This is a genomic window from Mesocryomonas fontinalis (assembly GCF_055730125.2).
In genome coordinates this window covers 129,367-148,269 of sequence record NZ_JBUZWG020000006.1, presented here as the reverse complement: position 1 = coordinate 148,269, position 18,903 = coordinate 129,367, and the positions used below count along the sequence as shown (strand labels likewise).

The 18,903-nt window shown below is 66.4% G+C and carries 20 protein-coding genes; 5 read left to right on the top strand and 15 right to left on the bottom strand.

Features of this window, described 5'->3' with window-relative positions:
* Positions 1-73 precede the first annotated feature (73 nt).
* Positions 74-1,090: an iron ABC transporter substrate-binding protein gene (locus ACZL02_RS15940; RefSeq protein ID WP_472939247.1), complete on the bottom strand. Its 1,017-nt coding sequence runs from the start codon at positions 1,088-1,090 to the stop codon at positions 74-76.
* Positions 1,091-1,485: 395 nt separating this feature from the next.
* Here ACZL02_RS15940 and copM point away from each other — a divergent pair, with 395 nt between their 5' ends.
* Positions 1,486-1,965 carry a CopM family metallochaperone gene (gene copM / locus ACZL02_RS15935; protein WP_472939246.1) on the top strand — a complete coding sequence of 160 codons (480 nt, stop codon included), beginning with the start codon at positions 1,486-1,488 and terminating at the stop codon, positions 1,963-1,965.
* 85 nt (positions 1,966-2,050) lie between these two features.
* On the opposite strand, the gene ACZL02_RS15930 is transcribed toward copM, so the two are convergent.
* The 4 genes from ACZL02_RS15930 to ACZL02_RS15915 form a co-directional block, all read right to left on the bottom strand.
* Positions 2,051-2,377, bottom strand: coding sequence for a PepSY domain-containing protein (locus ACZL02_RS15930; protein WP_472939245.1), 327 nt, complete (start codon positions 2,375-2,377; stop codon positions 2,051-2,053).
* 160 nt (positions 2,378-2,537) lie between these two features.
* Entirely contained in the window at positions 2,538-3,035 is a 498-nt protein-coding gene (locus tag ACZL02_RS15925; protein ID WP_472939244.1) for a MarR family winged helix-turn-helix transcriptional regulator, read from the bottom strand.
* A gap of 918 nt (positions 3,036-3,953) precedes the next feature.
* Positions 3,954-4,136 carry a hypothetical protein gene (locus ACZL02_RS15920; RefSeq protein WP_472934257.1) on the bottom strand — a complete coding sequence of 61 codons (183 nt, stop codon included), beginning with the start codon at positions 4,134-4,136 and terminating at the stop codon, positions 3,954-3,956.
* 168 nt (positions 4,137-4,304) lie between these two features.
* Entirely contained in the window at positions 4,305-5,195 is an 891-nt protein-coding gene (locus tag ACZL02_RS15915) for an aldose 1-epimerase family protein (protein ID WP_472939243.1), read from the bottom strand.
* Between the two features lie 321 nt (positions 5,196-5,516).
* Here ACZL02_RS15915 and ACZL02_RS15910 point away from each other — a divergent pair, with 321 nt between their 5' ends.
* Positions 5,517-5,813: a response regulator gene (locus ACZL02_RS15910; RefSeq protein ID WP_472939242.1), complete on the top strand. Its 297-nt coding sequence runs from the start codon at positions 5,517-5,519 to the stop codon at positions 5,811-5,813.
* 89 nt (positions 5,814-5,902) lie between these two features.
* Here ACZL02_RS15910 and ACZL02_RS15905 read toward each other — a convergent pair whose 3' ends face one another.
* The 4 genes from ACZL02_RS15905 to ACZL02_RS15890 form a co-directional block, all read right to left on the bottom strand.
* Positions 5,903-6,409: a MarR family winged helix-turn-helix transcriptional regulator gene (locus ACZL02_RS15905; RefSeq protein WP_472939241.1), complete on the bottom strand. Its 507-nt coding sequence runs from the start codon at positions 6,407-6,409 to the stop codon at positions 5,903-5,905.
* Between the two features lie 173 nt (positions 6,410-6,582).
* The gene (locus tag ACZL02_RS15900) at positions 6,583-8,043 is read right to left on the bottom strand and encodes an SNF2-related protein (protein WP_472939597.1); all 1,461 of its coding nucleotides are present in this window, start codon (positions 8,041-8,043) and stop codon (positions 6,583-6,585) included.
* A complete protein-coding gene (locus ACZL02_RS15895; RefSeq protein WP_472939240.1) occupies positions 8,040-9,005 on the bottom strand; it encodes a DUF1402 family protein in 966 nt (321 codons plus the stop codon). Before ACZL02_RS15895 ends, ACZL02_RS15900 begins: the two co-directional genes overlap by 4 nt.
* Positions 9,006-9,185: 180 nt before the next feature.
* On the bottom strand, positions 9,186-9,647 hold the full coding sequence (locus ACZL02_RS15890; protein WP_472939239.1) for an Lrp/AsnC family transcriptional regulator: 462 nt from the start codon (positions 9,645-9,647) through the stop codon (positions 9,186-9,188).
* 163 nt (positions 9,648-9,810) lie between these two features.
* On the opposite strand from ACZL02_RS15890, the gene ACZL02_RS15885 reads away from it, so the two are divergent.
* Positions 9,811-10,530 (top strand): aspartate/glutamate racemase family protein, encoded by a 720-nt coding sequence (locus ACZL02_RS15885; protein ID WP_472939238.1) that lies wholly within the window; start codon positions 9,811-9,813, stop codon positions 10,528-10,530.
* Positions 10,531-10,581: 51 nt separating this feature from the next.
* Positions 10,582-11,379, top strand: coding sequence for a class II glutamine amidotransferase (locus ACZL02_RS15880; protein WP_472939237.1), 798 nt, complete (start codon positions 10,582-10,584; stop codon positions 11,377-11,379).
* A 213-nt stretch (positions 11,380-11,592) separates the two neighbouring features.
* On the opposite strand, the gene hslU is transcribed toward ACZL02_RS15880, so the two are convergent.
* Complete coding sequence (hslU, locus tag ACZL02_RS15875; protein WP_472939236.1) at positions 11,593-12,891, bottom strand: ATP-dependent protease ATPase subunit HslU; 1,299 nt, start codon at positions 12,889-12,891, stop codon at positions 11,593-11,595.
* A gap of 477 nt (positions 12,892-13,368) precedes the next feature.
* Between hslU and ACZL02_RS15870 the strand changes: the two genes are divergently transcribed.
* Positions 13,369-14,082 (top strand): LuxR family transcriptional regulator, encoded by a 714-nt coding sequence (locus ACZL02_RS15870; RefSeq protein ID WP_472939235.1) that lies wholly within the window; start codon positions 13,369-13,371, stop codon positions 14,080-14,082.
* Positions 14,083-14,288: 206 nt separating this feature from the next.
* Here ACZL02_RS15870 and ACZL02_RS15865 read toward each other — a convergent pair whose 3' ends face one another.
* The 5 genes from ACZL02_RS15865 to ACZL02_RS15845 all read right to left on the bottom strand — a co-directional run bounded on the left by ACZL02_RS15865 (position 14,289) and on the right by ACZL02_RS15845 (position 18,852).
* Entirely contained in the window at positions 14,289-15,854 is a 1,566-nt protein-coding gene (locus tag ACZL02_RS15865; protein ID WP_472939234.1) for an OpgD/OpgG family glucan biosynthesis protein, read from the bottom strand.
* Between the two features lie 213 nt (positions 15,855-16,067).
* Positions 16,068-17,015, bottom strand: a complete 948-nt coding sequence (gene coaA, locus ACZL02_RS15860; protein WP_472939596.1) for a type I pantothenate kinase — start codon at positions 17,013-17,015, stop codon at positions 16,068-16,070.
* Positions 17,016-17,029: 14 nt separating this feature from the next.
* Positions 17,030-17,377 carry a phosphoribosyl-ATP diphosphatase gene (locus ACZL02_RS15855; RefSeq protein WP_472939233.1) on the bottom strand — a complete coding sequence of 116 codons (348 nt, stop codon included), beginning with the start codon at positions 17,375-17,377 and terminating at the stop codon, positions 17,030-17,032.
* A complete protein-coding gene (gene hisF / locus ACZL02_RS15850; RefSeq protein WP_472939232.1) occupies positions 17,374-18,183 on the bottom strand; it encodes an imidazole glycerol phosphate synthase subunit HisF in 810 nt (269 codons plus the stop codon). The genes ACZL02_RS15855 and hisF overlap by 4 nt, the downstream gene beginning before the upstream one ends.
* 114 nt (positions 18,184-18,297) lie before the next feature.
* The gene (locus tag ACZL02_RS15845) at positions 18,298-18,852 is read right to left on the bottom strand and encodes a Uma2 family endonuclease (RefSeq protein WP_472939231.1); all 555 of its coding nucleotides are present in this window, start codon (positions 18,850-18,852) and stop codon (positions 18,298-18,300) included.
* Between the last annotated feature and the right edge of the window lie 51 nt (positions 18,853-18,903).

Sequence of the window (18,903 nt, the reverse complement as noted above, 5' to 3'; positions counted from 1 at the left end):
TTCTCCGGGCAGACGTCCTGCACTTGGCAGACCGGCCGCACCGGGCAGACGTGCTGCCCCAGGCGGACCTTGCTCAGAGCAGGCCGGCCGCCGTCATCAGCTCGGTGACCTTCTTGCTGTCGAGCGTCGATGCCTCGACCTTCGGCGCCTGCAGGTCGGCGAGCGGCGTCAGTTTCTGGTTCGATTCGGCCCCGTTCCCGACGGCGTATTCGAACGAGGTGCCGTTCTTCAAGACGTCCTGGCCGGCCTTCCCGGTGATGTATTTGAGGAAGGCCTGGGCCTCTTTCGGATGCTTGCTGGAGGCCAGAACGCCACCGCCGGAGACGCTGACGAAGGCGCCCGGATCCTGATTGCGGAAATAGTGCAGCTTGACGTTCTTGGAGTTCTCGCCGGTCTTCGCCTGATCGCCGAACCAGTAGTAATGGTAGATCACCGCGCCATCGACCTCGCCGGCGTTCACCGCCTTCATCGCCGTGCTGTTGCCGCGATAGGCGACGAAGTTCGTCTTCATCGCCTTCAGCCAGTCGGCCGTCGCCGCCTCGCCCTTCAGCTGCAGCAGCGCCCCGACGATGGCCTGGAAGTCAGCGCCCGACGGCGAGGCGGCCCAGGCCCCCTGCCATTTCGGATCGGCGAGATCGACCATCGACTTCGGCAGGTCGGCCTCGGTCACCTTGTTGGTGTTGTAGGCGAAGACGGTGCTGCGCGCGGCGATGCCGACCCACTTGCCGTCGGCCGGGCGGTAGTTCTCGGGCACCTGCGCCAGCGTCGCGGGATCGACGGGGGCGAACAGGCCCGCACCGTCGACCAGCGCCATGGCCGGCGAATTCTCGGTCAGGAAGACGTCGGCCGAGGACGCCGCGCCCTCCTGGACGATCTGGTTGCCGATCTCGGTATCGCTGCCCTGGCGGAGCGTCACCTTGATGCCGGTTTCCTTGTTGAAGCCGTCGACCCACTCCTGGGTGAGGCTCTCATGCTGGGCATTGTAGACCACGATGCCGGCGGCATCCTGGGCAAGACCGGCTGTCGGATAGCCGGAAAGGCCGATCGCGAGGGCCGCCAGGCTGGCGAAGCCGGAGAGAGAAGATCTCATGATGACATCCTACGATTTTCCAGTACCCCGCAGTCACGGAGCCAGGGCTCAATGCTCACGCACCATGCTCCAAGTCAAACACGATGTTTTAGAATGGTTTTAAGGAAAGATCGAAAGCGAATCGAAGCGTCGTATCGCTGACTACTCGATCTTTCGGCGACATCGCGGCAGCATCGACGGAAGATCGTCTGGTTACTTGCATTTTCGGCGTGGCATAAGTCTCTATAGGGAGCGTATGCCGCCCCCGCTGGCCCTTTTCACCGCTGCCGTCGTTCGGGGGCAGGCGCTGACAAAGTCGTGAAGCGCTGCGCCACCCGGCGTCTTGCCTTCCCGCGCAGGAGGGGTGGCACTGGCATGAGACATGCTGCCGCAGCCGACGACCAACGGAGAATCACATGCGCTACCATCTCATCGCTTTCGGCCTCGCTTTGTCCGCGCTCACGCTGCCGGCTGCTGCCGCGGAAGGGCAAGGCCTGCCGGCCGCCTGCAACGCCGCGGCTCACGCCGGCATGCCGGGCATGAAGGATGCACCCCAGGGAGAAGGTCACGCGGGCATGCCGGGCATGAAGGATGCGCCAAAGGGGGAGGAGCACGCTGGCATGCCGGGCATGGACGGCATGGGCAAACAGGGCGATGGCGCCGATCCCATGATGCAGATGCACCAGAACATGATGTCATCGGCCGAGATCGAGGATCCCGACCTCGCCTTCAACTGCGGCATGATCGCCCATCACCAGGGGGCGATCGCCATGGCCGAGACGGAGCTGAAGAACGGCAAGGACGAGACCTCGCGCAAATTGGCGGAGACGATCATCGCCGCGCAGCGCGAAGAAATTGCCGCCATGACCCGCTGGATCGAGCAGCGCCAGCCTTAGACCAGCTGTCCGCCGGCTTCAGCCGCGGATACGAAAAGGCCCGCGTGCCGGTGGCAAGCGGGCCTTTTGCGGGCTCCTGAGAACTCTACTCGACGGAAATGACCTCGCCGGACACCCGGTCGACGACCACTTCGATGTCGTCGCCGTTTCGATCCTTGCCCTCGATGTCGTAGTTCGCGCGGTCGCGCGTGACATCCTCGACCTCGCGCACGCCCTCGCCCTTGGCGATGCGGATGGCTTGGCGCTCGGTCAGTTCGCGCGCGGCACGATCGCGTCGTTCGGGCCGCTCCTGCCGGTCCTGCCGCAACTGGATGCCGTCACGGCCAAACTCGACCGACTGCGCCAGGGCCGGCGCCGTCGATGTCAAAGCGATGAGAGCAATCAGCCCGGCGATCTTCCTGTTCTTCTGCATGGATGCCTCCCGTTTCAGACCCGTCTATCTGTTGAGATAATCCGTAGGCTGACAAAGAGGTTCCGCCGGGCAATTCCATGGGGAGGTTCCGCGGATGCCAAGGCAGTGGCGAGGGGACGCGGGCGACCCGCGTGATCATGCGATGAAGCGGAGGGATGCCCTAGCGCAGTTGCGTCAGGCGCTTGGTCAGGTGCTTCTGGAGGCCGGAGAGCTCGCGCATCAGAACCTGCGAGTCCTCGGCCTTGGCAAACTCCGACAGGTCGGCGCCGACCTGGGCCCAGACGGCGCGGATCCGATCCTGCGTCTCGAGGCCGGTGGAGGTGATCTTCACCATGGTTTTGCGGGCGTCGTTGGTATCGTTGACGCGGTCGACGAGGTTCTTCGCCACCAGGCGGTCCAGCATCTTGGAAACCGTCGGGGGACGAACCGAGAGCTTCTCCGCGAGCATCGCGACGCTGATCGGATTGGCCTCGTCGAGGGCGAGCATCGCCTCGTCCTGGCCGTTGTTGAGACCGATCTCGGCCAGCTTGATCCCGAGAAGCGCGCGCACGGTCTTGGAGACCGACACCATAAGTTGCGTCACCTGCAGATCCCGGTCCTCGTGCAGGAAGTCCGTCGCCACGGCTTCGGGATCAGCCTCGACTTCTCGTAAAAACATGGGAAACCTCCATAGCTGGCAAGCCAATTACGCGCTTAGGCCAGCAAGATCAATGTAGTTATCGTACCGAAGCGTTAACTAGCTTTCTTTAAACCTAGGCACGCACACTTGCGCAGCACTGGATTTCCTGCCGATACGTGAACCAAGTCAAAGTGTTGCCGGCTACTATTAACTGAAGCCTGCTAATGATTCCCGCGGATATAGGCAACGCGGGATAATCTATAAATCGCCTCTAGTATTTTTTGAGCCCCCGCTCCCGATCTGCCGAGAACGACGGCATACGAATGATTTTTACTCAAAGCTGGATCTCTGAAATATTTATTGAGCCGGCTAACGATTTAAGTCGACTAGTCCTGCATGCATAGTTTCAGTTGACCTTACAGACAACGTGCCCCTCACGAAAAAGTTTCCAGAGCCTGCAAGTTTTTTCAAGTGGCACAGGTCGGGGCACTAATCGGGGCATTGTTGGAGCACTGGAGTGATAGAGCGCGGACGTGCCGACAATATGGCACGGGCGGGGCCTCACTGCGGCCGCAGGGCCAACCATGTCGCGCTCCCGCCTGCAGGGACGCTGATGACCGTCGCCGGCCGAACCGCGGTGCGCGGGCACGCGGCCAAGCGCCGGCTTCTCGCGCAGCTTTCGCAACCGGCCTGTCCGACTGGCCGAAGGCGCGTCGCTACCGTCCAGACCTTGCGGTCGACGGACAGCCGAAATTTGGGTCATCGGGCGCCGTTGGAAGTAAGGACGCCCGAAGGACGCCGCCTCCTGCCTGAACGAAGAGCGGCTTTCTGTGACAGGGGATCTTCGCCCCGATCGACGGTGTCTCTACAGCGCCGTTAGGACGGAAGGATGCTCTACCTTGTTCAAGCCAGAGCATCCTTCCTTGATCGAGTGAGCCGACCCGATCGCAGGATGCTTTAGCGCTGCGCCTGCAAATAATCCTTACCGGCGCGCGTCGCCTGCCAGCGGGTGTCGAGCTTCTCGATGAAGCCGAGCTGGCGCAGATCCGGGATCAGGCCGCTGTCCGGCATTTCGGCAGGGGCACGAACGAGTTTGACCAGGAGAGCGCGGCCCTCCGGCGTCATACGGGGCAAAGCCATGGAAACTGTCCTTGAAGGGCCGGGCAGATCGGGCGAAGCGACAGGGCTTCACGGACCACGCTCGGGCCAGAAACGGCACCGGGGATCGGGCGCGCTGCAACTGCGACGTCCGCCGGAGGCGAACGCGTCGCCGTTCTCTAGCAGCTTGTCGACCCGGAGGCGAATCACTCAGCTGGGAATCGAAACGGTCACCGACCAGACGAAATCGCGGCTCTCCCCCGGCGGTAGCAGGAGAAGCCCCGGTTTGTCGGCGAACTCGCCATCCCAGCCAACCGGGCTCGCCATCGAATACCACGGTTCGACACAGAGGAACGGCGCCCCTCTCGGCGCCGACCAGAGGCCGAGATCGCGATAACCCTCCCAGGCAAAGGTAAGGCTGGCCCGTTCGCGCCCGTCCCTGTTGGCGGCGACATAGCGGAGCCCCCGGCTGGCGACGTCCGGCAGCACCAGGGCGTCGCGGGCGAACAGCGATGTCGACAGCGCCAGCCGGTTTCCGTCGAACGGCAAGGGCTTTGGCGGACCGAGCAGCCCGCCTTCGACCGACAGGGCTTGTCCCGTCTCGGTGGCGTCGAAGTCGATGAAGTGGTCGTCCTTCGCGACGCCCTCGACCAGCGGCCAGCGAAAGCCGGGATGCGCGCCGATGCCACAGGGAAGCACGGAGGTGCCGGAATTGGACACCCGCGTCGTCACGGTCAGCGTCTCGCCGGCGACGGCGTAGATCATCTCGAGCCCGAAAGCGAAGGGATAGCGCTCGCGGCTTTCTGCGCTGTCGCCGAGCCGGAGCACCGCGCGCCCGGCCGACTTCTCGACCCAGTCGAAACGGCTGTCGCGGGCAAATCCGTGCTGTGTCAGCGCAAACTCGGCGCCGCCATGCCGAAGCGTGTCGCCGGCGAGGCGGCCGACGATGGGGAACAGCACCGGGGCATGACGCGGCCATTCCGGACCCGCCTGCCAAAGCAGTTCGCCGCCGACGGCATGCGCGAGCCCGACCAGCTCGGCGCCCTCTGCCACGACGTTCGCCCGCAGCGTCTCGCTGCCGATCCCGTGCGCATCGCTCATCCCGCCACTCCCCGCTGCTCTTCGCCGCTTTCGAGGTGTTCTAGGATGATTCGCCTGCCCGCTGCCAGACGGCGGGGCGCCCGCAGGCTGAGGGACCGCAGCCACAACCACAGGCATGCCGAGAACCCTCTAAACGCGATATTCTGTCATCATTACTTCAAGGACAGCAATAATCACGCCGACGTGTCCGACTTTCGCCGACCGTGGCGACAGTTAAGCTTTGAACTCCTCTTTAACGTTGCCATAGGTCTATCTTGCCGGAGTGTCGTGCGACCAAGCAGTGTCGTGCGACCGACCGCGGCAGCAGCCTATCGGAGTAGCATGTTTCGACTTTCATCCCTTGAACTCACCGGCCGGCGTATCCTGATCGTCGAGCCGGAAGACGGCATGGCCGAGCGCATGGCCTCCGAGATCCAGCAGTGCGGCGGTATCGCCGTCGGCCAGGTCCACGATGTCGAGAGCGCCCTCGCGCTGGTGACCACGCAGGCGGACGTCGACTGCGCCATGCTCGACATTCACTTGCTTGCCGGCGCCGCCGTCATGTCGGCGCTCTCGGAGCGCCGCGTCGACCTCGTCTTTGTGTCGGGCCACGACGAATGGTTCGCCGGCGAACAGTAGAACGGTCGATGCATCAGCGGAGGCGAGAGCCACCTGCCGGTTCACGGCACCGGTCCGATGCCCGCGGACCGTTCAGGACCGGCGCAGCGCTATCCGCCCGGCCCATCGCTCGGCGCGGCGAGCCCCGGCGGGTCCATCCGGTCGCGCAGGAGGGTCAGCACTTCGTTCAGGCGGTCAATCTGCGGCTTGCCGTCCGGCGGCTGAAGGTCACGGTTGAGTTCTTCCCAAAGGCGACGCACCGCCGCCTGCTGGGCAAGGCCCGCCGCCGTCAGCTGGATCATCGTGCGGCGCGGGTCGCGGGACAGGCCGACGGCGTCGACAAGGCCCTTCTCCGCCAGTCCATCGAGCAGCACCACCACCTGCCGCGGCCGCAGATCCAGCCGGACGGCCAGGGCGGCGGCCGAGATCGGCGTCTTCTCGGCGAGCCCCATCAGGATCTCGTCCTGACCGCTGCTGAGGCCGAGTTCGGCCAGCCGCAGTTGCAGCAACGCCCTGATCGCCTGACTGACGGAGACGAGCCGCTGCAGCAGGCCGGGCGATGGCGCCTCGGCTCTCTCGTTGCCGTTTGCCGCCGCGTCAATGCGCACTTCTCTCATACGCAAATGCTTCCCTCGTGAGGCGGCAAGTAACTTTGAAATCCCCCCTAAAATCAACTCACTATTTTGTATCGAAACATCATAGTGCAATTTTAGGTCAGTGAACTGCAACTGTCGGTAACATCTGCCAGAACTGAGCCCGGAAGGGGTAATCCGAAAGATATGTTGCCGCTTTAAGCGCCAGATGGCTGCCGGGCGGAAACGGCTTGCTGGACGGCCTCGGTGATGTCGTCGAGCAGCCGCGTATCGTCGCCGGCAAGCCCCTCCATGCCCGCCATGCGGGCGATGGCGATGCCGGCAATGCGCTCCTCGACGGTCGCTTCGGCATAGGCGTAGTAGATCACCGCACGCTGGCCGTCGCGATGACACCGCCCCTCGATCTGCTGCAGCTGGATGGCGCTGTGGCGCATGTCGTGGATCACCAGCGCCCGCTCGCGGTCGCCGCCCTCGACCTCGCCCCGGTGCAGCGAGATCGATTCGGTGACGGTGAACAGCACCACGTCCAGCTGTCCCGTCTGGAAGGCAAGCCGCGTCGCCTCGTTCGCCTCGCCGGAATGGCCACCATTGATCTCGCCGACTTTCCAGCCGCGGCCCGACAGCTTCTCCATCAGCAGCGTCGAGGTCTCGAGGAAGGCGACGGAGACGGCCACTTGCTCGTCGTTCTCCAGGAGATCGCTGACGAAGTCGGCGGTGCCGGCCGTCCGGATCAGGCTGGCCTTCTGGCGAAAGCGCAGGTCGGCGGCCCAGCCAGTCGGCTTGCGCGTCGAGCCGCCGGCAAGCCCGATCTCGCGCCGGAACTCGCGCCAGGTGGCGTCGTAGAGCCGGAGGCTCTCGCCATCGAGCGCAGTCGGGGCGAGCTCCCGCTGCACCTCCGGCCAGCCGGCGATCTGCTCGGGACGCCGCCGCAGGCCGATCGCGCGCGGCCCCCGGTAGAGCAATGCCGACATGGTCGCCCTGTCGTCCTCGTTCGGCTCCCAGCTCCAGTTCTTCCAGCGTCCCTTCGCGCGGCCGATCTTCAGCGTCTTCATCAGCGCCCGGAAGGCGTCCATGTCGTCGCCCTCGCTCTCCGTGGCGAAGGCCAGGAGCTTGCCGAGATAGGACAGCTCGAACGGCGACTGGCCGGCGGTGGCACTGAGATAGAGCGCGAAATCGGCGGCGGCAGCGACCTGCCGGCAGACGAGGCTCTGCTGCGAGGCGGGGTTGCGGATGCGGTGGCTCTCGTCGATCACCACGATCGGCCAGCGCTTCTTCAAGCTGCCGGATTTCGCCAGCTCGTTGTTCTTCGCCCGCACCGACTTGCGCTTGCTCGCCGCCGGCGGGGCCATCAGCGACTTCGTCCGTTCGAAGTTCAGGAAGGTCACGCGCTTGCCGGTCGGCGGCGACCGGTCGATGGTCCGCCGCCATTGCGGGATCGCGCCTTTCGGGCAGATCACCAGCACGTCGTGTTCCGGCATGTCGGCGATGGCGAGCCAGGCGGACAGCGTCTTGCCGAGCCCCGTCAGGTCGCCGAGGAGGAAGCCCGGCCGGCCGGCGGCGCGGGCGGCAAGGATCGCGTCGCGGGCCTCCAGCTGGTGCGGCCGCGGGACAAAACGGGGGGCCGCCGTGTCACACGTGAAACAATCGGGCGGGGTCAGCGGAAGATGGCCCGCAACTCGTCGATCTTGTCGTTCACCAGCCAGCCGTAATAGTTCTCTTCCGGCAGCTTCGGCGCCTCGCCCGCCGCCACGCGCCGCTTGTTCTCAGCGGCGAGGGCCGCGGCGCGGCTGCGGGCATTGCCGACATTGTAGAGCGTCGCGGTGACGCCGGGGTTCTTCGAGATGTCCATGCCGGCGATGTCGCGATAGGCCTTGATCGATCCCTGGATCACCGCCGCCATGTAGGCGAGCGACCGGTCGGGATCCATGATCGCCTGGTAGACCTCAGGCGCCTTGCCGGCCTCGAGCTCGGGATAGCCGGACACGCGGTGGACGACGTCGGAGACGCTCAGCGCCGTCATCGGGTTGAGCTGCCCGAGGCCGAACGTCTGTCCGGCATAGAACGGCTGGAAGAACACGGCGCCGAAGCGGTTGTCCGGAAATTTCGTGCCGCCCACCGTCTTGCCGCGGAAGGCGCGGTCGAACACCGCCTCGCGGCAGGTCCAGAGCTGCTCGTCGGTGCCGTTGCAGGCGGCAAATTCCGGGCGTTTGACGAAGGTGGTGACGTCCTCGCCCTCATAGGCGAAGGAGACACCGGATTCGAGGTAGCTCATCGCCTTGACGTAATAGGTCTGCAGCCGGTCGATGGCGTCGACATTGTAGGTGTGCTCGCCGACCAGTGCGCCGACGATGTGCAAGGGGTCAATGCCGTAGTCGCTCGCCGCCTTGCGGATCTTGCCCTGCAGTTCGCGGTTGCCGGCGATAAGGTCGCGGATCTTCTCGTACTTGCGCTGGTAGCTGGTCTTCAGCTGCTGGGTGCGGCGGGCCGACGCGGCGGGAACCCCCGGCTGCTCGGCATTGCGGTTGCCCGGCGGCACCAGCGTCACCGCCGCGGCCGGCGTGGCGAGGAGGCAGAAGGCGATCAAAGCCAGCCAGAGGGGGCGGGCACTCCAGCGCTGCATGATGACGGCTCTCGTGGAAAACCGGGATCATCCGGCAGTAGCATTCTACGGGCCGGCCGGATGGCTGTCGAGCGCAGCGCTGCCACAGGCGATGCGCCCTCACCGCCCTCCCCGCCCTCCCCAGCCTCCCCGGCCTCCCATCGCTCCGGGTCTTCCCCCGCGGCCGGGACGGCGTCCCCGTCAGGCGTAGCGGGTGGGCACGGCGGTGCCGAACTTCAGCGTCTCCATCGAGATGTAGGCCGACATCTCGAACAGCTCGATGCGCGCGACCAGGCGCTTGTAGATGACGTCGTAATGTTCGACGTTCGGCAGTACGATCTTCATGATGTAGTCGACATTGCCGGTCAGCCGGTAGACCTCGACGATCTCCGGGATCGCCGTCACCGCGGCGCGAAACTCGTCGAGCCAGCCGACGGCATGCTGCGAGGTCTTCACCAGGACGAAAATCGTCGTCGGCAAGTTCATCACCTGCCGGTCGAGCAGCGCGACGCGGCGGGCGATGTGGCCGTCCGCCTCGAGCTTCTGGATGCGGCGGGAGCAGGCGGAGGCCGACAGCGCGACGCGGGCGCCGATCTCGGCCACCGGCATGTCGGCATTGTCCTGCAGGAGGGCGAGAATGGTCTGGTCGCGATCGTCGATCATCGCACCAGGATGCACGCCGACCCAATGGCGCGCAAGCTGGATGCAGACGGCGACGATTTGATGCACATGGGTTGCGAATACGGCGGTTAATTTCACGAAGAACGCGCGCACGGCGCGGGAAAGACGCCACATACTGGCTGTCGACAATCAGGGAGACGCGACGATGACAATCGGCTTGATCGGCGGCATGAGCTGGGAATCGACGGCGGTCTACTACCGCATGCTGAACGAGGCGGCCCGCGCGGCGAGCGGTGGTCTCGCCTCCGCCGACATCCTCCTGCATTCGCTGGATTTCGCCGATGTGGTGGCGCTGCAGAAGGCCGGCCGCTGGGATCTCTGCGCCAAGCTTCTCGCCGACAGCGCCCGCCGCCTCGAGGCCGGCGGTGCCGATTGCGTGCTGATCTGCACCAACACCATGCACCTCGTGGCGCCGGAAGTGTCGGCGGCCGTCGGCATCCCGGTCATCGACATCATCGCCGAGACCGGTGCCGCGCTGAAGGCTGCGGGCCGCACGAAGCCGCTGCTGCTGGCGACGCGCTACACCATGGAGCACGGCTTCTATTCCGACCGGATGCACGCCCGCCACGGCATAAGGCCGCTGGTGCCGGAGGCCGAGGACCGCGCGCTGGTGCATTCGGTGATCTTCGACGAGCTCTGCCAGGGCCGGGTGCTCGACGCCTCGCGCGCGGCGGTGCTGGACGTCATCGCCCGCGGCAAGGCGGCCGGCGCCGACAGCGTGATCCTCGGCTGCACCGAGATCTGCCTACTGCTCGACCCCGACCAGCTGGAACTGCCGGGCTTCGACTCCACCGCGATCCACGCCGCCGCCGCGCACCGCTTTGCAACGCAGCAAAACCAGCTTCGCGAACGCCTCAGCGCCTAACCTCTTCTGGAGACGCGGCTTTTTGCTGCGCCGGCTTGTTGTGGATCTGCCATGTGCCGCTTCCTCGCCTATTCCGGAACACCCGTCTTCCTCGACCGGCTGCTGATCCGGCCGCGGGCATCGCTGATCTCGCAGTCGCTGGCGGCGCGCGAGGCGAAGACGGTGGTGAACGGCGATGGCTGCGGGGTCGGCTGGTATGGCGAGCTGCCCGAGCCCGGCCTCTACCGCGGCATCCTGCCGGCCTGGTCGGACTCCAACCTCGCCTCGCTCTGCACCCAGATCCGCTCGCGGCTGTTCCTGGCGCATGTCCGAGCCGCGACGTCCGGCGAGGTGTCGACCGCCAACTGCCACCCCTTCGCCGTCGGCCGGCACCTCTTCATGCACAACGGCCAGGTCGGCGGCTATGACCGGCTGCGCCGCCGCGTCGATGCGCTGATCCCCGACGCGCTCTACCCCTTGCGCAAGGGCACCAGCGATTCCGAGGCGATCTTCCTTGCCGCCATGGGGCGCGGCCTCGACGCCGACCCGGTCGATGCGATCACTGCGACGCTTGCCGAGATTTCCGCCGCCGTCGGCGACGCCGAGGCACCGCTGCGCTTTGCCGCCGTCCACACCGACGGCGAGATGCTCTACGCCTACCGCTGGGCCAGCGACGGCAACCCGCCCTCGCTCTACTGGCGCAGCGAGGGCGACGGCATCGTCATCGCCTCCGAACCTTGCGACGAGAATGCCGGCATCTGGGGCTCGGTGCCCTCCGGCAGCGTGCTGACGGTCGGGCCTGCCCGCAGCGCCGCGATCCGCGAGCTGGTGGTGCCGGTGGCGGCGCGGGCGCGGATGAAGGCGGCGTAAAAACGGCCCCGCGCGTTCTTCGCCCCTACGGGGAGAAGTGGCCGGCAGGCCGATGAGGGGCAGCCGCGCCGCGCGACAGGTTCGGGCATCACCGCCGGGCAGCGCGCGCTTCGGCGCCCCCTCATCCCGCTGCCGCGACCTTCTCCCCGCAGGGGAGAAGGAGCAGGTTCGGCCGCCGCCGCCGCCGTCCGTTCACGCCCCGCCTTGTGCCGGCTACAGGATGAACCGCGACAGGTCGACATTTCCCGCAATGCCGTCAAGCGCCTTGTGCACGTAGTCGGCATCCACCGTGTAGTGCGCGCCGGACTTGTCCGGCGCCTCGAAGGAGATGTCGTCGAGGACGCGTTCCATCACCGTCTGCAGGCGGCGCGCGCCGATGTTCTCGACCGAGCCGTTGAGGCTGACGGCGATGTCGGCGATGGCGTCGATCGCATCCGGGGTGATCTCGAGGTCGACGTTCTCGGTCTTCATCAAGGCGATGTACTGCTTGATCAGCGAGGCCTCGGTCTCCGTCAGGATGCGGCGGAAGTCGTCCTTGGTCAGCGCCTTCAGCTCGACGCGGATCGGCAGGCGGCCCTGCAGCTCCGGCAGGAGGTCGGAGGGCTTCGACACGTGGAACGCGCCGGAGGCGATGAACAGGATGTGGTCGGTCTTCACCGGGCCGTGCTTGGTCGCCACCGTCGTGCCTTCGACCAGCGGCAGCAGGTCGCGCTGCACGCCCTCCCGGCTGACGCCGGCGCCGCCATAGCCTTCCTTGTTCGCGACCTTGTCGATCTCGTCGAGGAAGACGATGCCGTTGTTCTCGACCGAGGAGATCGCCTCGGCCACCAGCTGCTCCTGGTCGAGCAGCTTGTCGCTCTCCTCGCCGATCAGGAGGGCATAGCTCTCCTTCACCGTGGTGCGGCGCTGCTTGGTGCGGTTGCCCATCGCCTTGCCGAGCATTTCCGAGATGTTCATGACGCCGATGTTCGGCATGCCCGGCACTTCCATGCCGCCCATCGGCGTGGTGTCGGCGACCTCGATGTCGATCTCCTTGTCGTCGAGCTCGCCCGAGCGCAGCTTCTTGCGAAAACTGTCGCGGGTGGCCGGCGAGGCGGTCTTGCCGACGAGGGCTTCCAGCACCCGGTCCTCGGCGCCTTGGTGGGCCTTCGCCTTCACCTCCTCGCGGCGCTTCTCGCGGACGAGCCCGATGCCGATCTCGACGAGGTCGCGGATGATCTGCTCGACGTCGCGGCCGACATAGCCGACCTCGGTGAACTTCGTCGCCTCGACCTTGATGAACGGCGCGCCAGCGAGGCGCGCGAGGCGCCGCGAGATCTCGGTCTTGCCGACGCCGGTCGGTCCGATCATCAGGATGTTCTTCGGCATCACCTCTTCGCGCAGCGAACCCTCGAGCTGCTGCCGGCGCCAGCGGTTGCGCAGCGCGACGGCGACCGCGCGCTTGGCATCGTTCTGGCCGATGATGTGGCGATCGAGCTCGGACACGATCTCGCGGGGGGAATAATCGCTCATGAAAGGGTCTCTTGAAAGCCGCCCGGGCGCTAGGAGCCGGGGCCAATATCCTCGTGCTGAGATACAGCACCCGCGTTCTAGATGGGAGCTGTCCGGCGGCATCGCCACTCCCGCGGCATCAGGAAAGGCCGCGCGGCGGAGCGGCATCGCGGTTTTGGACGCCGATCCGGCGGCAGGCACGCCGCCGACGTTTTGCCACGACGCAATTTTCGGGCAGCGATTTCCAGCGGACACGCTATGCCGGGCGGCGCGGCAGGCTTTTCCAGTGGGTCGCCGCGGCATTTCGCAACGCGGGTTTCGGGGCATCTGCCCTTGGCGTAGCTGTTCGCGGATGCAATACCGGTTCGTCAGCCTCCCTTCGAAAACGAACCGCTGGTGAAGGTGGACGTTTCCAATAGGTTGCTATCTGTTTGCAGGTACGCTTGCCGGCAAGCCGGTCGACGGGTCCGAGAGGGGCGGGAAGGAGAACCGGAAGCAATGTCGAAGGCTTTGGAAATCATCCAGCGCATCGACCGTCCCTGGTCGGAGGAGAGCCTTGCAGCGGCGCTCCTCCAGATTGCCGACGCCTACGGCTATCGCCACTATGCCGTGTTCAGCATTCCCTCGGCGGACGATGCCCGCACCGAGATGAAGCTCCTCTTCGGCAATTGGGAGCCGGCCTTCCTCAAAGCCTACGAGAAACTCGGGCTGATGCGCTTCACGCCAGTGATCCGGGCGCTGAAAGCCGGGCCGACACCGTTTCCCTGGGATGTCGAGATGCTGCACGGGGCGGAGGAGCCGGGCCATGCCAATCCGCCGGCGCGCCTTCTCAACGACCACGGCTATCTCGGCGGCGTCTACGTGCCGGTGCACGGGCTGACCGCCTTCCACGGCGCTATCGCGCTCGCCGGCCTGCGCACCGACATCTCCGAGGAAGAGGCCGGCGACCTGCAGCTGGCCGCCTTCGTCATCTTCGGCATCCTTGCCGCCTGCCGCTTCGACGACAACCGCAAGAGCAACCCACTGTCCGGCCGCGAGCGCGACTGCCTGAAGCTTGCCATGCTCGGCAAGACCTCGTCCGAGATCGGCACGATCCTGTCCCTGTCGGAATACACGGTGTCGCAGTATCTGAGCTCGGCGACCCGCAAGGTGAACGCCTCGAACCGGACGCACGCCGTCGCGATCGCGGCGCAGATGGGGTATTTGAGCTGAGGCCAGATGCCTTGCTCTGCCCTCGCTGCGGCGCTCGCCCCCCTCTGCCCTGCCGCCCATCTCCCCCTCGAGGAGGGATCAGCAGCTGCGACGCAAGCGACTATCGATCTCCCCACCCGAGGGGGAGATGCCCGGCAGGGCAGAGGGGGCACGCTGCCGCGCCCTTGAAGCCTCGCCCTTGACGCCTGAGCCCTCAGAACCGCCCCTCAGCTCGCCTTCGGATCCAGCGGCAGGAACTGATAGGCCCAGGTCTCGGTCAGCGTCTCGTCGCCTTGCGTGAGGTACAGCCGCAGCTCGACCGGTTCGCGGCCTTCCGCCGTCAGGTCGAACATCGCCCGCCAGGCCGTGTCGACCTTCACCGAATAGGCGCTGGCATTGGAGACGGTGCCGCGCGAGGTGGAGACCATGGCCTTGACGCCCTTGGCCTCGCGGGCGAGGGCTGCGATCTTGCCGCCGTCGAAGTCGACGACGATCTTGGTCACGCCGCGGGGACGTTCCTGGCCGGCAATGCCGCCGCGGCCGATGCGGGTCTCCGTCACGACGCCGACCTCGGGCGGGTGCGGGGCGTCCTTCGACCAGGTGAGGCGGTAGTCGTAGGCGATGGCGTCGCCCTTGGCGACCGGCTTGGCCGACAGCCAGTAGGCGGCGATGTTGTCGTGGATCTCGTCGTCGGTCGGGATCTCGACCAGTTGCACCCCGCCGTCGCCCCAGTCGCCCTTCGGCTCGATCCAGACGCTCGCGCGCTTCTCGTAGAACACACCGTCGTCCTGGTAATGGTCGAAGTTGCGGTCGCGCTGCAGCAAGCCGAAGCCGTGCGGCGCCTTGCCGGAGAAGGTCGAGGTCATGACGTTCTGCGGGTTGTTCAGAGGGCGCCAGAGCCGCTCACCCTCGCCGGTCCAGATCGACAGGCCATCCGAATCATGGATCTCCGGGCGCCAGTCGTCGCGGCGCTTGCGGTCGGATTCGGAGTACCAGAACATCGAGGTCAGCGGCGCGATGCCGACGCGCTCCATCGCCTCGCGCGCAAAATAGCGCGAGCGGATGTCCATGACGATCGGGCCGTCCTTGGTGACGTCCATCTCCAGCACGCCGGCGATCCGCGGGCTGTTCAGCTTGCAGGTGATCTTGATGCGGCCGCCGACATCGGACTTGCCGAGGTAGAAGTCGGTGAAGCGCGGGAACTCCTCCGGCGTCGGCATGGCGACGTCGATCGCCAGCGCGCGGGCGGAGAGGCCGAACTGGTCGAGTTCGCCCGAGGTGCGGAAATAGGCAGCGCCGAGGAAGGCGATCCAGTCGCGCTCGCTGTTCGGCTCCAGCACCCGGAAGCCGGCAAAGCCGATATCGTCGGGGAGCTGCTTGGCCGGGCTGTCGGCGGGAATCTTGAAGAGCTTCGGATCGTAGCGGATTTCCCGCGCTTTCCCGTCCTCGACGACGTGGATGCCGACCGGCAGCTTGAAGTAGCGGCCGAGGTGGAAGAAGCGGACCGGCGACTCGCCCCCGTTCAGCTCCAGCGTGTTGTCGGAGAGGAACTGGATGCGCTGGTGCTGGTCGTAGTCGATCGCCTCCAGCACGTCGCCGAAGCGCGGCACCTCCGGCACGTAGGGGCTCGCTGCGAGCGCGCGCGTCTCCTCGACCAGGGCCTCGAAGGAATAGGGTTTCGCCTCGCCGAAGACGAGGGCGCTTTCGGCGGCCATCGCGGTCTTGCCGAAAGGCAAGGTCACGCCGAGGGCGGCAAGGGAAGCGAGGAGCTGGCGGCGGTTGACGTCGAACATTCGGTCTCCTTCGGAGAAGTCGCGGGTCGTCGCGGCACCAGAAAGTGCCGTGCAGCATCACGGCTGCGGCATGGGCAGGGAATGTGGCATCAGCACGTCGGCATCGCCGGGGGCGTCCCGCCGCCGATGATCCTTTCCCGCCCGCAAGCCGGCGGCAACACCAAATCGTTACCGGGCAGCCGCCACCGCGACAAGCGTCCGGAGGCTCTGCCGCTACAATTTTCGCAAGGCCACCTGGTCGATGCGGTGATTGCCGCCCTTGCGCAGGATCAGGTCGGCACGTGGACGGGTCGGCAGGATGTTCTCGTAGAGGTTCTGCCCGTTGATGTTGGCCCACAGCCCCTCGGCGATCGCCAGCGCCTCGTCGTCGCCGATCTGCGAGTAGCGGTAGAAGAACGAGCCCTTGTCGCGAAAGGCGGTCTCGCGCAGCCGCATGAAGCGGTCGACATACCAGCGGCGGATGTCGGCCTCCTCGGCGTCGATGTAGATAGAATAGTCGAAGAAGTCGGAGACGAAGGGCACAACCTTGCCGTCCTTCGGCAGGTCGCGCACCTGCAGGACGTTGAGGCCCTCGAAGATCAGGATGTCCGGCTGGTCGACGGCGACGTGCTGCCCGGCGACGACGTCATAGACGAAGTGCGAGTAGACCGGCGCCTCGACATGGCGCACGCCCGCCTTGATGTCGGAGAGGAAGCGCAGGATGGCGCCGACGTCGTAGCTTTCCGGAAAGCCCTTGCGCTGCATCAGCCCCTCGGCGTTCAGCACGGCATTCGGAAACAGAAAACCGTCGGTGGTGACGAGGTCGACCTTCGGCGAGGTCGGCCAGCGCGCCAGCAGCTCCTTCAGGATGCGGGCGGTGGTCGACTTGCCGACCGCGACCGAGCCGGCGATGCCGATGATGAAGGGCGTCTTCACCGTCTCCGGCCGCGACAGGAAGCGCTGGCGCTGGCGAAACAGCAGCTGCGAGGCCTCGACATGGGCGTAGAGCAGCCGCGACACCGCGAGGTAGATGCGCGAGACCTCGTCGAGATCGACGGGATCGCCGAGACTGCGCAGCCGCTGCACCTCGTCCTGCGTCAGCGTCATCGGCTGGCCCGCGCGGAACAGCGCCCACTCGTCCGCCGAATAGAAGCGGTAGGGCGAGAACTTCGACGGGGTCATCTGGTCCACGGCGATCAGGTCCCGGCGGTCCCGGCCGAAACCGGATCGACCGGCCGACGCGCCTTCTCCTCGAGGCCGGTCTCGGCCGTGCGGCGCTCGAGCTCGGCCATCACCGCACCGAGCGGCACTTCCCGAAGATGCAGCACCACCATCAGGTGGTACAGAAGGTCCGCCGCCTCCGAGGTCACCGCGGCGTCATCCTCGGACACCGCGGCGATGGCGCACTCGACGGCCTCCTCGCCGAGCTTCTTCGACGCCTTGCCGATGCCCTTGCGGGCGAGCTGCGCGGTATAGGAGGCCGGGTCGCCGGAGGTGGCGCGGGTGGCGACGATGGTTTCGAGGTCATTGAGGCTGAAGGTCATCGGGCTGTTCCGGTCAGACGGTCACTGGCGCCATCCCGCCGCATCGCAAGGCCGGCGCGTGCCATGTGATCCTTGGCCTCGGCGATGGTGTGGGTGCCGAAATGGAAGATCGAGGCGGCGAGCACCGCGGTCGCATGGCCGTCGCGGATGCCGGCGACGAGATGGTCGAGCGTGCCGACGCCGCCGGACGCGATCACCGGCACCGCCACCGCATCGGCCACCGCGCGGGTCAGGTCGATGTCGAAGCCGGACTTGGTGCCGTCGCGGTCCATGGAGGTGAGAAGGATCTCGCCGGCGCCGAGCGCCGTCACCCGGCGGGCGAACTCCACCGCGTCGAGCCCGGTGGCGGTGCGGCCGCCATGGGTGAAGATCTCCCAGCGCCCCTCCTCGCCCTCGGCGCTCACGCGCTTGGCGTCGATGGCGACGACGATGCACTGGTTGCCGAACTTGTCGGCGGCCTCGGCGACGAATTCAGGCCGCGCCACCGCGGCGGTGTTGATCGACACCTTGTCGGCGCCCGCGAGCAGCAGTTTTCGGATGTCGGCGACCGCACGCACGCCGCCGCCAACCGTCACCGGCATGAAGCAGCGCTCGGCGGTGCGGGCGACGACGTCGAAGATCGTCTCGCGGTTGTCGGACGAGGCGGTGATGTCGAGGAAGCAGAGTTCGTCGGCGCCCGCCGCGTCATAGGCCGCGGCCGCCTCGACGGGATCGCCGGCATCGACGAGGCCCTCGAAGCGCACGCCCTTGACGACGCGGCCGTCCTTGACGTCGAGGCAAGGAATGATGCGGGATTTGAGGGTCATCGCACGGTCTTTCCGACCCGGCGCGCCAAGGCGCCACAGAAGCGGCACCGGCGGGTGCCCGGGGAACGCGGCGGAACGGCCTTGCGGCACCGCCCGTCGCGAAAATCGTCCCGCTTATGCGATGCCGCGGTAGATCTCGGCAAGGCCCAGCGTCAGATCGAAGCCGGCGAGCGGCAGGACCGCCTCAGCCCCGACCAGCATCTCCGGCTCGCCAAACACGCCGTCGATCCGGCTCCAGAGCCAGGCCCGCGGCTCGTCTTGGCTGAGGACGAGGTAGTGGCGGAGCGAGGGGATGGCGGTGTATTCGGCGGCCTTCGGCCCAAAATCAGCGGCAAGGGAGGACGGCGACAGGATTTCGGCCAGGAACAGCGGTTCGCTGGTGGCCAGTTCCCGCCCGTCGTCAACCTGCCTGTGGATCAGGACATCGGGATAACGGATGCCCGCCTGTGTGCGAACGCCAAAGTCAGCAACGGTTGCAACCAAGCCGATGGCGGCCATCGAGGGGTGGAGCAGCGTCGCCAATAGGAGGCACAGGCGGGCATGCCGGAGGGAACCGCCTGTCATCATCTCGACGACCCTCCCGCTGACAAATTCCCGCCGGCCTTCTCGCCCCTCGTTCCAGAGCAGGAAGTCGTCTGCCGATTGCAAGGGCGGCATATGCAGGTTCATGGTGGCACTTTAGCAAAGGCCGGAGGCGCTCACCAGAGCGATGCCCCTGCC

What these genes read in the sequence shown, in the direction of transcription:
- ACZL02_RS15905 (WP_472939241.1), bottom strand. Translation starts at nt 6,409, where the DNA reads ATGAGAGAAGTGCGCATTGACGCGGCGGCAAACGGCAACGAGAGAGCC.
- ACZL02_RS15870 (WP_472939235.1), top strand. Translation starts at nt 13,369, where the DNA reads ATGTCGAAGGCTTTGGAAATCATCCAGCGCATCGACCGTCCCTGGTCG.
- ACZL02_RS15920 (WP_472934257.1), bottom strand. Translation starts at nt 4,136, where the DNA reads ATGGCTTTGCCCCGTATGACGCCGGAGGGCCGCGCTCTCCTGGTCAAA.
- ACZL02_RS15940 (WP_472939247.1), bottom strand. Translation starts at nt 1,090, where the DNA reads ATGAGATCTTCTCTCTCCGGCTTCGCCAGCCTGGCGGCCCTCGCGATC.
- ACZL02_RS15930 (WP_472939245.1), bottom strand. Translation starts at nt 2,377, where the DNA reads ATGCAGAAGAACAGGAAGATCGCCGGGCTGATTGCTCTCATCGCTTTG.
- ACZL02_RS15880 (WP_472939237.1), top strand. Translation starts at nt 10,582, where the DNA reads ATGTGCCGCTTCCTCGCCTATTCCGGAACACCCGTCTTCCTCGACCGG.
- coaA (WP_472939596.1), bottom strand. Translation starts at nt 17,015, where the DNA reads ATGACCCCGTCGAAGTTCTCGCCCTACCGCTTCTATTCGGCGGACGAG.
- ACZL02_RS15910 (WP_472939242.1), top strand. Translation starts at nt 5,517, where the DNA reads ATGTTTCGACTTTCATCCCTTGAACTCACCGGCCGGCGTATCCTGATC.
- ACZL02_RS15925 (WP_472939244.1), bottom strand. Translation starts at nt 3,035, where the DNA reads ATGTTTTTACGAGAAGTCGAGGCTGATCCCGAAGCCGTGGCGACGGAC.
- ACZL02_RS15895 (WP_472939240.1), bottom strand. Translation starts at nt 9,005, where the DNA reads ATGCAGCGCTGGAGTGCCCGCCCCCTCTGGCTGGCTTTGATCGCCTTC.
- ACZL02_RS15890 (WP_472939239.1), bottom strand. Translation starts at nt 9,647, where the DNA reads ATGATCGACGATCGCGACCAGACCATTCTCGCCCTCCTGCAGGACAAT.
- ACZL02_RS15845 (WP_472939231.1), bottom strand. Translation starts at nt 18,852, where the DNA reads ATGAACCTGCATATGCCGCCCTTGCAATCGGCAGACGACTTCCTGCTC.
- ACZL02_RS15885 (WP_472939238.1), top strand. Translation starts at nt 9,811, where the DNA reads ATGACAATCGGCTTGATCGGCGGCATGAGCTGGGAATCGACGGCGGTC.
- ACZL02_RS15865 (WP_472939234.1), bottom strand. Translation starts at nt 15,854, where the DNA reads ATGTTCGACGTCAACCGCCGCCAGCTCCTCGCTTCCCTTGCCGCCCTC.
- ACZL02_RS15915 (WP_472939243.1), bottom strand. Translation starts at nt 5,195, where the DNA reads ATGAGCGATGCGCACGGGATCGGCAGCGAGACGCTGCGGGCGAACGTC.
- hisF (WP_472939232.1), bottom strand. Translation starts at nt 18,183, where the DNA reads ATGACCCTCAAATCCCGCATCATTCCTTGCCTCGACGTCAAGGACGGC.
- ACZL02_RS15855 (WP_472939233.1), bottom strand. Translation starts at nt 17,377, where the DNA reads ATGACCTTCAGCCTCAATGACCTCGAAACCATCGTCGCCACCCGCGCC.
- hslU (WP_472939236.1), bottom strand. Translation starts at nt 12,891, where the DNA reads ATGAGCGATTATTCCCCCCGCGAGATCGTGTCCGAGCTCGATCGCCAC.
- copM (WP_472939246.1), top strand. Translation starts at nt 1,486, where the DNA reads ATGCGCTACCATCTCATCGCTTTCGGCCTCGCTTTGTCCGCGCTCACG.